Annotated in this window: 7 protein-coding genes; 5 read left to right on the top strand and 2 right to left on the bottom strand. The window is 69.5% G+C overall.

Annotated features, from left to right (window positions below):
- The 3 genes from NS283_RS11230 to NS283_RS19350 form a co-directional block, all read left to right on the top strand.
- On the top strand, positions 1–1,600 hold a 1,600-nt coding region (locus tag NS283_RS11230), incomplete at its 5' end, for an ABC transporter permease subunit (RefSeq protein WP_058596949.1).
- Positions 1,597–2,496: a sugar ABC transporter permease gene (locus NS283_RS11225; protein WP_058596948.1), complete on the top strand. Its 900-nt coding sequence runs from the start codon at positions 1,597–1,599 to the stop codon at positions 2,494–2,496. The genes NS283_RS11230 and NS283_RS11225, both read left to right, overlap by 4 nt.
- A 37-nt stretch (positions 2,497–2,533) precedes the next feature.
- Positions 2,534–4,711, top strand: a complete 2,178-nt coding sequence (locus NS283_RS19350; RefSeq protein ID WP_058596956.1) for a glycosyl hydrolase 53 family protein — start codon at positions 2,534–2,536, stop codon at positions 4,709–4,711.
- A gap of 38 nt (positions 4,712–4,749) precedes the next feature.
- On the opposite strand, the gene rsmI is transcribed toward NS283_RS19350, so the two are convergent.
- Complete coding sequence (rsmI, locus tag NS283_RS11215) at positions 4,750–5,568, bottom strand: 16S rRNA (cytidine(1402)-2'-O)-methyltransferase (protein WP_058596947.1); 819 nt, start codon at positions 5,566–5,568, stop codon at positions 4,750–4,752.
- Between the two features lie 23 nt (positions 5,569–5,591).
- On the opposite strand from rsmI, the gene NS283_RS11210 reads away from it, so the two are divergent.
- Together NS283_RS11210 and NS283_RS11205 are read left to right on the top strand one after the other, a co-directional pair.
- The gene (locus NS283_RS11210) at positions 5,592–7,163 is read left to right on the top strand and encodes a dolichyl-phosphate-mannose--protein mannosyltransferase (protein ID WP_058596946.1); all 1,572 of its coding nucleotides are present in this window, start codon (positions 5,592–5,594) and stop codon (positions 7,161–7,163) included.
- A 4-nt stretch (positions 7,164–7,167) separates the two neighbouring features.
- Entirely contained in the window at positions 7,168–7,932 is a 765-nt protein-coding gene (locus NS283_RS11205) for an AAA family ATPase (RefSeq protein ID WP_058596945.1), read from the top strand.
- A 32-nt stretch (positions 7,933–7,964) separates the two neighbouring features.
- Here the strand turns inward: NS283_RS11205 and NS283_RS11200 are convergent, their stop codons facing one another.
- On the bottom strand, positions 7,965–14,264 hold the full coding sequence (locus NS283_RS11200) for a PA14 domain-containing protein (RefSeq protein ID WP_058596944.1): 6,300 nt from the start codon (positions 14,262–14,264) through the stop codon (positions 7,965–7,967).
- Between the last annotated feature and the right edge of the window lie 45 nt (positions 14,265–14,309).

The raw sequence follows: 14,309 nt of genomic DNA, 5'->3' as shown, positions 1-14,309 counted from the left end.
GGCCCCCACCGCCCCCGCGCCTCTCCCGGCGCCGCGGCGCGAGTCCCACGCCCGCGGCTTCCGGGGCATCGGCGTCGGCTTCCTCGTGAAGCTCGCGATCATGGCGATCATCAACGCCTTCGGCATCCTGACCATCCTCACCGCGGTCGGTGCCGACTCCTGGCTGCTGGCCTCGATCACCGCGGTGCTGCTGATCGTCGCCGACGTCGTCTACTTCACCCGTCGCGCCCTGCCACTGAAGTACCTACTGCCCGGGCTGATCTTCCTCTTCGCCTTCCAGGTGTTCATCTTCGGCTACACCGCCTACATCGCCTTCACGAACTACGGCACCGGTCATGCCGGGTCCCAGTCGCAGGCGGTGGATGCCACCCTCATCCAGGGTGAGCGCCGGGTCGACGACTCCGCCACCTACCCCATGGCCGTCGTGGAAAGACTCGGCACGTACGGTCTCGCGATCGCCGACGACGATGTCGTGCGCGTGGGTACGCCCGACGAGCCCCTGACCACGGTCGACGGCGTGATCGGCGCGAGCGGCGCTCCCACCGAAGTGTCGGGCTGGACGGTCGTGCCGCGCGCCGAGGTGCTCACCGACCCCGCGGTCCAGCAGGCCGCCGCGGCCCTCCGGGTCCCCCTGTCCGACGACCCCAACGACGGGGCGCTGCGCACCCGCGACGGCTCGACCGCGACGGTGTACACCTCGACGCTCGTCTGGGACGAACAGGCGCAGACCATCACCGACACCACGACGGGCACCGTCTACGCCGCGACCGACCGCGGGACGTTCACCTCAGCGGACGGACAGAGCCTGCCCACCGGCTGGTACGTCAACGTCGGGTTCGAGAACTTCCTGCGCGTGTTCACCGACGGCGCTCTGCTGCAACCGCTGCTGTCCGTCACCGGCTGGACGTTCGCCTTCGCGATCCTCTCGGTCGTCCTGAGCTTCGGCCTCGGGCTGCTCTTCGCTCTCATCTTCAACGACCCGCGCGTGCGGGCGCGGAAGTTCCTGCGGACACTGTTCATCCTCCCGTACGCGTTCCCCGCGTTCATGTCGGCCTTGCTGTTCCGGGGCATGTTCAACTCCGAGTTCGGCGTCATCAACGACGTCTTCTTCTTCGGCCTGCCGATCAACTGGCTCGGCGACCCCGTGCTCGCCAAGCTCGCCGTGCTGTGGGTGAACGTCTGGCTCAGCTACCCGTATTGGTTCCTGGTGTGCACGGGCGCGCTGCAGGCGCTTCCGTCCGACACGCTCGAGGCCGCCCAGCTCGACGGCGCCGGCCGCTGGCGATCCTTCCGCTCGATCGTGCTGCCGCTGCTGCTCGTGTCGACCGCGCCGCTGGCGATCTCGTCATTCGCGTTCAGCTTCAACAACTTCACGGTCATCTACATGTTCAACAACGGCGGGCCCGCGATACCCGGCGCGCCGTACGCGTTGGGCTCGACCGACATCCTCATCTCGGCCATCTACGACATCTCCGGCGTCTCGGGGGGAGCCGCCGACTACGGCCTAGCGAGCGCCCTGTCGATCGTCGTGTTCGTCGTCGTCGGCGCCATCTCGGCGCTGGCCTTCCGTCAGACCCGCAAGCTGGAGGAGTTCGCATGACCGTCACCGCACGCGGCACCGGGCGCCACGCCGCCCGCACCACCCCCGCGAAGAAGCGCCGCTGGCTCGCCGAGGTCGGGTGGAAGTACCCCGTCGCCGCGCTCGTCGCCTTCTACGCGCTGTTCCCGCTCGTCTACGTGCTCTCGGCCTCGCTCAACCCGCGTGGCAGCCTCGCCTCGTCGAACGCGCTGTTCTCAGCGATCGACTTCTCGAACTTCGCCGCGCTGTCGGGCACGAGCTACTGGACGTGGGTGGGCAACACCCTCTTCGTCGGGGGCGTCGCCTCGGTCGGCGCGGTGATCATGGGAGCGGCCGGCGCCTACGCGTTCTCGCGCTTCCGCTTCTCGGGGCGTCGCGCGAGTCTCACGGGCCTGCTCATCGTGCAGATGTTCCCCCAGGCGTTGGCGTTCGTGGCGATCTTCCTCATGCTGCTGGCCATCGGCGAGGTCGTTCCCGCGCTCGGCATCAACTCGAAGCTCGCGCTCACCTGCGTCTACCTCGGCGGGGCCCTGGGGGCGAACACCTTCCTCATGTACGGCTTCTTCAACACGATCCCGATCGAGATCGACGAATCGGCCAAGATCGACGGCGCCACCCACGCGCAGATCTTCTGGCGCTTGATCATGCCGCTGGTCACGCCGATCCTCGCAGTCGTCGCGCTGCTCGCCTTCATCGCCGCCTTCGGCGACTACATCCTCGCGCGCATCATCCTCGTGTCCGAGGACAACTGGACCCTCGCCGTCGGCATGTACCAGTGGGTCTCGAACCAGCTCACCTCCCGGTGGGGCCTGTTCGCGGCGGGCTCGGTGCTCGCCTCGATCCCCGTCCTCGCCCTCTTCCTGTCGCTGCAGCGCTACATCGTCGGCGGCCTCACCCAGGGGTCGGTCAAGGGCTGAACCCCGACCGCCCCGTGCTCGATCGATGGAGATCCGGATGCCGAAACACACCCGCCCCGCGGCCCTCGCGGCCCTGAGGCTCGGCGCCGCCCTCGCGGTGGCGCCCCTCACGGCGGTCCAGGCCGCGCCGATCGACGAGCCGGTCGAGGCCGGGATCACGGTTCCGCGCGTCGACGGCCTGGCATCCGACTTCGCCCTGGGGGTCGACGTGTCGTCGGTGCTATCGCTCGAGGACTCGGGCGTGGTCTTCCGCGACGACGACGGCGCCCCGGCCGACCTGTTCGCGGTGCTCGCCGACCACGGCGTGACCGACGTGCGCGTGCGGGTGTGGAACGACCCGTTCGACGCCGCCGGCCGCGGGTACGGCGGCGGTACCGTCGGGGTGGACCGGGCCGTGGAGATCGGCGAGCGCGCGACAGCAGCGGGCCTCGGCGTCGCCGTCGATTTCCACTACTCCGACTTCTGGGCCGACCCCGCCAAGCAGAAGGCACCGAAGGCGTGGGCGGGGATGGATGCCACCGAGACCGCCGCCGCGGTCGGGGACTTCACGCGCGACGCGCTGACGGCGTTCGTCGCCGCCGGCGTCGACGTGCAGCTCGTGCAGGTGGGCAACGAGACTAACGGCGGCGTCGCCGGGATGACCGGCTGGCCCGACATGGCGCGGGTGTTCTCGGCAGGTTCGGCCGCCGTGCGCGCGGTCACCCCCGACGCCCTCGTGGCGGTGCACGTGACCAACCCCGAACGCCCGGGGCACTACGCCGCCTACGCCGCTCAGCTCGCGGCGAACGACGTCGACTACGACGTGTTCGCCTCGTCGTACTACCCGTTCTGGCACGGCACGACCGCGAACCTCACGGCGGTCCTGCGCCAAGTCGCCGACACCTACGACAAGAGGGTCATGGTCGCCGAGACGTCGTGGGTGCGCACGCTCGACGACGCCGACGGGCACCCCGACGTGATCGACACGGCATCCGAGGCCGAGGCGTACCCGGTGAGCGTGCAGGGTCAGGCCACGGCGCTGCACGACGTCATCCAGGCCGTCGCCGACGTGGGCGATGCCGGAATCGGAGCGTACTACTGGGAGCCCGCGTGGCTTCCGGTGGGTCCACCGGAGCGGCTCACGCAGAACCGCGCACTCTGGGAGCGCGACGGTTCGGGCTGGGCGACGAGCTTCGCGGGCGAATACGACCCCGAGGACGCCGGCGAGTACTTCGGCGGGTCGGCGTGGGACAACCAGTCGCTCTTCGACGTCGACGGGACCCCGCTGGAGTCGCTGCGCACGTCCTCGTACATCCGCACCGGCGCGGTGGCGCCCCGCGAGGTGACGGGCGTCGACGCCGTCCGCATCGCGGTGTCCGCGGGCGAGAACGTCCGCCTCCCGGAGCGGGTGACCGTGCGATACAGCGACGGCGCGAGCGAGGAGAGCCCCGTGACGTGGGATCCGACGCCCGACCTGGCCCACCCGGGTGTCTACGAGATCGTCGGCGAGACCGACGACGGTCACGCCGCCCTCGCGGTGATCACGGTGTCCGCCGAGAACCTGCTGCGGAACCCCGGCTTCGAAGACTCAGACGTCTCGATGTGGACCGTCGAGGGACCTCTCTCCCTGCGCGCGACCGACGATCCGCGCTCGGGCGAGCGCTCGGCCCACTTCTTCGCCGCCTCGCCGATCTCGTTCGCTCTCGAGCAGCGTGTCGACGGCCTTCCGGCCGGTCGTTACGTCGCCGCCGGAGCGCTGCAGGGCGGCGCGTTCGGCGACGGAACGGCACGCATCGAGCTGATCTCGGATGCCGACTCCGCGGTCGCGCCGTTCACCGCGGGCGGATGGCGGGTGTGGTCCGAACCGCGCACCGACGAGATCGTGATCGCGGGGGGTGAGAGTCTCACCGTGCGGGTGACCGCCGATCTTCCGGCGGACGCGTGGGGCACTATCGACGATCTCGCACTGGAACGGGTCGGCGACGGCGCCCCGACTCCAGAGGAACCAACCCCCGGTGAGTCGACACCCGCACCGACTCAGCCCGCACCGACTGAGCCCGCCCCCGGAGCTGCCGCCCCGGGCACTCCGACGCCGCCAGCCACACCGCTGCCGTCGCACACCACGCCCGACGGCCTGGCCGCGACGGGCACGAGCATGCCGTTCGGACTGGCCGCGGCGGGTCTCCTGGCCCTCGCCGCCGGCGCCGGCCTCGCCCTGCATCGCCGACGTCGGTGAGGTATCCCGCGGGGCGGGCCGTCCGGTCCGTCCCGCGGTCAGCGCTTGACCGCAAGCCCCGCCTGGTAGAGCTCGCGCGACGAGTGGCCCGTCAGCGAGGCGACCTCGGCCGCCGCTTCTTTGAGCCGCGTGCCGCCGCGCACGAGTTCGAGCACCTGGGTCACGGCATCCGGGAACGCCACCTCACGCGCCGTGGCACCGCCGACGACGATCGCGATCTCGCCCCGCACGCCCTCCGCCGCCCAGGCCGCCAGCTCGGCGAGGGTGCCGCGCTTGACCTCTTCGTGCAGCTTGGTCAGCTCGCGGCAGACCGCCGCGGGGCGATCGGCGCCGAAGGTCGCGGCGAGGTCGTCGAGAGTAGATGCCAACCGCGAAGGCGATTCGAAGAACACCAGGGTGCGCTCCTCCGACGCCAGCTGCCCGAACGCGCGGCGACGCTCCCCGGGCTTGCGGCGAGGGAACCCCTCGAAGGCGAAACGGTCGGTGGGCAGCCCCGCGACCGCGAGCGCGGTGACCACGGCGCTCGGCCCCGGCAGGGCGGTGACCGTCACGCCCGCGGCGGCGGCCGCGGCGACCAGACCGAAGCCCGGATCGCTCACGGTCGGCATGCCGGCGTCGCTGAGCACGAGCAGATCGTCCTCGCGCGCGAGCTCGACGAGCTCCGCGGCCCGCTCCTTCTCATTGTGGTCGTGCAGGGCGATCAGGCGCGGGCGGTTCTCGACTCCCAGACCCGAGAGCAGACGCTGCGTCGTGCGGGTGTCTTCGGCTGCCACGACCGTGGCGTTCTCGAGCGCCTCGATCAGGCGGCGCGAGGCGTCACCCAAGTTGCCGATCGGGGTGGCCGCAAGGATGATCACCGTTCCACCTTAGGCTGGGGCGCGTGAGCACCGACCTCTCTCCTCTGCTCCCAGCGGTCGAGCGCACGCGCCTCGACCGCTGGCGCGACGCGCTGCTCGCCGACCCGCGCGGTCTGCGCCTCTGGAGCTGGCTGGCGCCCGCCCTCGTCACGCTGGTCGCGGCGGTGCTGCGTCTCATCGACATCGGCAACCCGCACCAGCTCGTGTTCGACGAGACCTACTACGTCAAAGATGCGTGGAGCCAGTGGGTGCTCGGCTACCCCTCGACCTGGCCCGACAACGCCGACGAACGCTTCGCCGCCGGCGACACCGACATCTTCACGGGCATCGGCAGCTACGTCGTGCACCCCCCGCTCGGACGCATCCTCATCGGCGCCGGCATGGCGCTCTTCGGAGCGGATTCCGCGACGGGCTGGCGCATCGCTGCTGCCGTCTTCGGCAGCGCGACGGTGCTGTTGATCTACCTCGTCGCGCGCACGCTCACCCGGTCCATCCCGCTGGCGACCGTGGCATCCGGTCTCTTCGCGATCGACGGACTCGGGATCGTGCTCAGCCGGATCGCGCTGCTCGACATCTTCCTGACGTTCTTCGTCGTGCTCACGTTCTGGTTCGTCGCCCTCGATCACCGGCGCACGGCCGAGCGGTGGGCTGCGCTGTGGGTCGCTCGCGAGGGTGAGGCCCCCATGTGGGGGCCGATCCTGTGGAACCGTCCGTGGCTGATCGCCGCCGGCGCGGCCGCGGGAGCCGCCACGGCCGTGAAGTGGTCGGGTCTCTACGTGCTGGCCGCCGTCGGTGTCTACGCCGTGGTGACCGACGCCCTCGCCCGCCGACGCGCCGGAATCGGTCAATGGCCGATGGATGCCGTGCGCCAGGGCCTCGCCTCGTTCGTGCTACTCGTGCCCGTCGCCGCCGTCGTCTACCTGTCGAGCTGGTCGGGATGGCTGTTCACGGACGGCGGCTACATGCGCTCGACGCCGGTGGCATCGCCCGGGTTCTGGTCGTGGGTGCCCGCGCCGCTGCAGAGCCTGTGGGCCTACCACGAGGCCATGTACAAATTCCACGTGGGCCTCGTGACCCCCCACGCCTACGCGAGCCCCGCGTGGCAGTGGCCGTTCCTCATCCGCCCGACGTCGATGTACTGGCACCAGGACGATTACGGCGTCAACGGGTGCGGTCTGCCGAGCGGGTGCACGGAAGCGATCTCGAGCCTCGCGAACCCGCTCATCTGGTGGGCCGGGGTCGCGGCATCCGTGTATCTGCTCGTGCGCTTCGTCCTCGTCCGGGATTGGCGCTACGCGCTCGTGCTGACGGGTCTCGCCGCGACATACGTGCCGTGGCTGCTGTACCCCGAGCGCACGATCTTCCAGTTCTACACGGTGGCGATGCTGCCGTTCCTCGTGCTCGCGCTCGCGTTCGCGCTGCGCGACGTCTCCCGCGGAGTGTACGGCGGGTCGAGGGCCGGTGGGCAGGTGTTCGTCGTCGGGTTCCTCGTGCTGTGCGTCGCCCTCTCGGCGTTCTGGTACCCCGTGTGGGCGGGTCTGCCGGTGCCGTACGAATTCTGGCGCCTGCACAACTGGCTGCCGACCTGGATCTGACGACGTGACCCGCGGCGACGAGTGGCTGCACGACCCGCGCCCGGTGCAGCGGGTGAAGCTCTTCCGCGACGCCCCGGTCGATCGCGCGGCGTGGCCCGCGACGGTCTCCGCCGTCGCGCAGTTCCTCGAGGTCGCCGCGGGTGACGGCTGGGAGTTCGGTCCGGGTGTGACGTTCCTCGTGGGCGAGAACGGCTCGGGCAAGTCCACGCTCATCGAGGGCATCGCAGAGGCTGCGGGGCTCCCCGCCGCGGGCGGGTCGACGAACGGCGGAAGCGAGACGCGGCGCACCGAGAGCCCGCTCGGCGAGTGGTTGCGCGTCGAGCGGAGTCCGCGCGCTCCGCGGTGGGGGTTCTTCCTGCGCGCCGAGACGATGCACAGCTATTACTCGTGGCGAGAGGACCTCGACGGGGGCGACGCCCTGCGCCTCCACGAGATGAGCCACGGCGAGTCGTTCAACAGCCTCCTCGACGAGGTGCTCGACCATGAGCGCTACGTCGCGGGCCTCGCGTGCCTCGACGAGCCCGAGGCGGCGCTGTCGTTCTCGTCGACGCTGCGCTGGCTGGCATCCCTCGACCGCATGCGTTCCCGCGGCACGCAGGTGATCTGCGCGACGCACTCCCCCGTCCTCGCTGCGCTGCCGGGAGCGACGATCCTCGAGCTGGGCGAATGGGGCATTCGCGAGAGCGCGTGGGAAGACCTGGATCTGGTGCGGTTGCACCGGGGGTTCCTGGAGGCGCCGGGGAGGTATCTGCGGCATCTGCTGGAGTGAGGGGTGCCGGGGGTCGATGGATTCGGAAATGGTCAGCAGAATCGGATCGGTTCAGCGTTTTCGTCCGGATCTGGTGTGCTTCTCCGAATCTGCGACGCGGGGAGCAGGCGCTGGTCAGACCCGCCGCGGTCATATGCGAACGTCTTGGTGGACGACGGCACGCCCGGATCAGTGCCCATCTCGACCAGCAACGCGGAGTCGACCGACTCGGTCAGCTTCTGCGCACCCTGATGCCACCCCGTCGTGCCGTTCACCGAACCCGCATCGTTCGCCGCGGCCGTACCGACCGCCAGAGTCACCGGATCGAGGGGCTGACCGAACGGGTCGTACACCTGCACACCCGACGCCGACGCACCATCCCCGGTCGTCAGCGTGTGACCCTGCAACGACGGATACGACCACGACACCGCACCCGAGGCGGGAACATCGACCGTCACCCCACCAGGCAGAGACAGGAACACCGTCACACCGGGATCCCCCCACAGCACCGCCCATGGAGAATCACCCGCCCCGGCATACACAAACCGCGACGTCACCGCCGGAGCATCACCCGCCAGAGCAACCGTCCGCGACACCACACGACCCGACCCATCCCGCACCAGCGACACCTTCGACCCCGCCGCCGTCGTCGTTGCGACGTGCCGGTTGTCGGCGTCGTACGAGATCGACAGGTCAGCCAGCCGCGTCGTGTTCCCCCGCGCGTCGTACGCGAGCTCACCAGAGCTGAGTCCATCCGAGACCGAAGACGCCCCCGGCACCGCACCGGACACACTGGTCGAAAGCAGACGATCCGCCCAGTCGTAGCAGTACTCCGTCGTCGACACGAGAGCCGCCGACGACCCGGGCGCGGTATACCGATCGACCGACCGCGTCCGATTGCCCGAGGCACCGGCCGCGGTGTTCGGACCGCACCCGCCCGACGATGCGAACTCATACGACAACTCGTGACCCGGGATCCTCGCCGACACCAGGCGACCCGCCGCGTCATAGCCGTACGTCGACTCGAAGACCCGACCACCCTGCGAGATGCTCTCGCGCACGATCCGACCCGCCACCGACCGCGTCACCTCATCGGTGATCGACCCCGACGACGGGAACGACCACGTCTGCGACCCCACCGTGCCGCGCTTGTCATCCCACGACACCCCCAGCGACGAACCGCCCAGATACGCCACCTGCGCAAGCCGCTGCTTCGCATCGAACGACGACGCCGCGTACACCTGACCGTTGAAGGTCACCGTCGTCGTCTTGCCGTCGCGATCATAGGCAAACGCCGTGGTGGACGACGGCACACCCGGACCCGCCGTCGTCACACGCAACACTCGACCCGTCAGCGGCTCATACTCAGGCGTCGTGACCACACCCCATACATCGGTGTACGACACGACGCGACCCAGAAGATCCGTCTTGGTCGTCGTCGCCGAGGTGCTCGACCCGGGCACGGGCGACCCGGCCACCGTCACCGTCAGACCAGAAGAGGTCGGCGTGTACGTGGTCGTGACCGTGTCGGTCGCGACCCCCGCGCCACCCACCGAGACCTCTTTCACCGTGCGCCCACGCGCATCGACCGTCGTGCACGACCACGCCTCATCACCCGTGACACGCGTGCCGGCCGTGCGGCCCATGACGTCGTACACGTACGAGGTCACGATCGCCGGGCCGCTCGTCGGAGTCGGCCCTGTCGAGGACTTCAACATCCCAAACTGCTTCGTCCCGGCGGGCACCCCACAGGTGTCCTCCGTCAACGACTCCGCGTCGCCGTAGTAGGCGCGCGTTGTGCTCTTGGCATCCGTGATCGAACCGGATGCCGCCACGGCAGGCAGAGCCTTCGACTTCTGCCGCAACCAGCCGGCGCCGTTGAGCTGCTCGAACGACGCGGCGCTCTTCAACGCCAGACCACCCGGGTCGACGGTGCTTTCTGTCACTTGCCCGACCACGGGGTCCGCGTACGCATTCGCGGTCGTCATCGACGGCGCCGCTGCTCCCACGATCGTCGTCGCGTCGTCGACCGTTCTCGACGTCACGAGTCCGTAGTCGGGGCGGAGCTGCGCGCCGGGCACGATCGCGAACTCCCCGTTCGACGGCGTCGCCCACTTCAGCCTCAGGAGGGCTGAAGAGGTGATGTCGAAGTACTCGATCCGGATACGGCGTACCTCTCCCGCGGCGACCGTGAAGGCGGCGCTCGTGCCATCGGTGCCGGCGGGCGCGCCCCAGCGGTCGATGATGAGCACGTCGTCGAGCCACAGCCGCGCGCCGTCGTCGCTCGTCGTACGGAGTCGGTAGGTGCCCGCCTCGGGGAAGGTGACGAGACCGGTCAGCCGCAGCGACCAGTGATCGCTCGACACTCCCGCGATCGGCGCGTTCGTTCCCCAGTCGCGGTCGACGGTCCCTCCGGAGGCGCCCCCGAGCCCGAGACCGTAGGCCTCAGGTTTGCCCGAGAGCTTCTCGGTGTTCGAGTAGTACGCCGCCTGCAGACCGTTCAGGCCGCCGTCGTACACGGTGCTGCTCGATGCCGGGACGATCCCGCAGCCGCCTACGTCGAGAGGCTGCCCGACCGGTCGACCGTCGGATGCGAAACAGGCCGCCGGTGCTGCGCCATACGCCGCCACCGGGCGGTCGGTGCGGTCGTACACGCGCGTCGACACGAGCCCGGTGGCATCCGTCGTCCGACGCACGAGGTCTTTCGCCGGGTCCCACTCCTGGCTCGTGGTGACGCCCATCGCGCTCGTGGATGCCGTCTGGCGCCACGCCGCGTCGAAGGTCACGGTCTGGGAGACACCGGGGAGGCCCGCCATCGAGACCGTGGTGCGGCCATCACCGTAGGAATACGTGCGCGACGGGCGTGCGCTCGCGCTGACGCCGTCGGGCGCGGGCAGCGTCACCCCCGTGGCACGCGCGCCGTCGTACGTGATCGAGGTCGTAGCCGGGTCGGCGGCACCCGCCGCGACCGGGACAGGAACGCTGTCGTTGGCGGTGGCATCCCGGATCTGGCTCAGCAATCCGCCGGAACCGTCGTAACCGAAGAGCGTCAGCTCGTCGCCCGGATCGAGGATCGCCGCGAGTTGACCGTTGCCGTTGTAGAACAGTCGCGACTCCGTACCGTCGGGGTACGAGATGCGGCACAGCATGTCGACCGGCGCCTTCCCGTAGCCGGCTCCCGAGCGTTCGGGGCACGAGGAGCGGTCGCCGTTCTGATAGGTGAACGAGACCTTGCGCGTGTACTGATCTCCGCTCTTCGACACCGGGTCGACCACCTCGGTGGCGACACCGTTGGCATTCAAGATGCTCTGCGGGGCCGCGGCCTTCCGAACATCTTCGGGAGGGGTGGCGGAGGCCACGCGCCCTTCTTTCGTGAAGTGGTAGACCGTGCCGTCCTCATCGGTGAAGACGACCCAGCCGTTGCCGTCGAGGGACAGGACGCCGTACTCCCCGCCCGGGGCGGTGTAGCCGCCGGACGAGGCCTTCGTGTACGTGTGCGCCTTACCCGTGGTGTCGGTGAGCACCACCGACGCATCCGTGAGCTGCGCCGAGACCCAGCTCGACGACGCCCCGGCGAGGGGAACCGAGGCGCCCCAGCCTTGCGGCAGGGTCGTGACGCGCTTCGTGAACCAGTCGGGTGCAACGCTCATGCGGACGGGAGAGGACGCGCCGTCGGGCGTGTACTCCACCCAGAGATCGACATACGACAGGCCGACCTCCTCGTAGTACTCGACCTGGATCGGCTTCGCCCCGCCCGCACCCGTGATCGTGGTGTCCGCGGAAGTGTTCCATCCCCCGCCCTGCCAGCGGTCGATGAGCTTCTGCCCGTCGTACGTGAGGCGGATACCGTCATCGTGGGTCGCGCCGAAACGCAGCGACTTACCGATCAGATCCGTGGGCACCGTGAGGAACCCCGTCCATCGCGCCAGGAAGTGGTCCGCCGGGAGCGCCTCGGCCGGTGCCCCGCTCCCCCATTGGAACGACACGGCGGGGTCGGTCCGCACCATCGCGGGGGTCTTGTCCGTGAAGGTGTAGCCGGCTGCCGACGTCGGGGCGACACCGCCCGAACGCGCATCGAAGTACTCCCCCGTCAAACCCCGATTCGCGCCGGGAACCTCTTGCGAGTTGTAGGTGAACGACATTCCCATCGCGCCGCCCAACGCCTGCACCGTCGGCGACGCGAATGAGAGATTGACATTGCCGTTGGCGAGGTTCGTCGTCACCGGGCCGGCGGTGTCGTAGGGAGACGGGCCGGACGCCCCGAGTCTGAGATCAGTCCTGAGGCGGCGTACCCAGCCGTTTTCGGTGTTGGTGTCTCGCCCATCATTCGTCGTGACCGTCCACGAGTAGACGCCGCCGTCCTGCAACGTGCCCGGCGGCACCGTCCAGGAGGCGACGCCGTCGACGGCGGTCACCCAGCCCGAGGCCACGACGGCCCCGGACCTGGCATCCTGGCCCGTCGCGATCTTGAACTGGTACGTCATCGAACCGCCCGTGCCGTCGGTGTCGGCGACAGCGCCCACCCGAAGGGTCGGCGTCAACGTGGTGACCGTGGCCGGGGTCTCGGTCACGGGGCTGCCGGGCGTCGCCGTCGCGGCATTCGGGAGCGGGACGGCGTTCGTGGAGAAGTTGTAGACCGGTGACCGGAAGAGGGTCGATTGACCCCAGAGACCGTCGAGGTCATCGACCATCGAAACGCGCCAGTAGTACGACGTCCCGGTTCGCAGCAGTCCCGAGGGGATCTGGAACTGGGTTCCGCTTCCCCATCCCTGAATGGCGATCCTGTCGGTGAGGCCCGGATCGGTGGCGAGCTCGAAGAGATACTGCTGGGGGCGATTACCCGGGTTGGATGCCCTCAACCCCAGAGTCGGCGTGAGCGAGATCCCCGTCCCGCCGTCGGCTGGTCCCCATCCGCCGACGGACGGGTAATCCCACGACTCCACCCACAGCGCAGACTGGATGTGTTTGAACGAGTAGGACGAGCCCTCCCAGCCGCCGATCATGAACGCGGGACGATCTCCGATGCGCAGATTGCTCGCGAGTCGCGCCGCGACCCCGTCGCCCTCGACAGCGGTCCAGTCGGTCCCGAGGGTGTACGAGCCGAGGTGCGAGCCCATGCCGTTGTACGAGAAGGCGCTCGCGTGCTGCACCCACCCCGTCTGCGTCGAGGTCGTGCCGTGGTCGTCGTAATCGATCCCCATGGTCGCGGCGGCGATGAACTGCCCCGGCAGGTTCCCGTAGTCGTACGAGACCACCGATCGCCAATACTTGTCACGGTTTCCCTCGCGGGTGTTGCCGACCATCTGCGCGCCGTACCACGTCGTTCCATCGGACTTGTAGGCGGTGGTGCCGTTCGGGGTCTTCATCGTCGGGTCGATCCGCACGGGGTACAGGCGCGCCGGATCGCTCAACCACGCCCGGTCCGCACGCACGGTGTACCGCCACGACCGGTCGCTCGCCTGCCAGAGCGAGACCTTCAGCGCTGTGCTGGCGCTCTCGCGCTCACCCTCGACCCCGCTCGAGTCGGTGGCGACGGGGGTCGGGATCATCAGAACCTCGGTGCCCTCCGCATCGGTGAAGATCACGGAATCCGCCTCGCCGAGGGCCGGAGTCAATGAGCCCGCGTCGATCCGCCAGGTCCAGGACGAGCGCTTCGTCGGCACGGCATCCAGGACGAGCGACTCCTTGACCGCACCGGGCTCCACGCGATACTCCAGGTCGGCACTTCCGAAGACGTCCTGATAGGTGAGCTCCTCCCAGTCGTCCCACCACCAGTACGGAGCGGCGAGCTCGCCCGGTTCCGCGCCGAGGAGCGCGAACGAAACGTCGTGGCCGTCGCGTGAGACCTCCACGGACGGGGCGTGTCCGCGCCCGCCACGGAAGACCGGATCGAGGGGGTGGTTCTGCACGGTCCAGTCGTCACCATCGCGCGAGACGGAAGTGTTGACGTCGGCCCACTCGCCGTTGTCGTCCCGCGCACGCTCGGGCTCGGACGACACGCGCGTGACCGTGGCTCCGGAGGCATTCGTGTACCGCGTGGAATCCTCGGACTCGTCGACACGACGAAGCCCGGACGTGTCGACGGAGCGCTTCTCCCACTCGGCCACGGCGTCTGAGACGGGCGGCGGCGTCGGATCCGGGATGACCTCGGCGCGGTCGCGGGGCAGGGTCTTGTCGGACGGGATGGCGAAAGACCCCTCGGGCAGCTGAGGGACAGGAGCGGCCTCATCGGTCGACGGGAGAGCGGCCGTGTCCTCGTGCGGCACTTCCGCGGGGCGAAGCGTCGCCGGAGCGACCGCCGTCGCGGCATCGAGAGGAACGGCCACGCCGATGACGAGGGAGACCGTGGCCACCACGGACACCAACCAGAACCGAGAAGAAAAGCGCATGCCCACCCC

It is taken from the genome of Microbacterium testaceum (assembly GCF_001476285.1).
Lineage (GTDB): Bacteria > Actinomycetota > Actinomycetes > Actinomycetales > Microbacteriaceae > Microbacterium > Microbacterium testaceum_B.
Note: the sequence above shows the minus strand (reverse complement) of the source record. Positions and strands in the feature narration are given on the sequence as shown.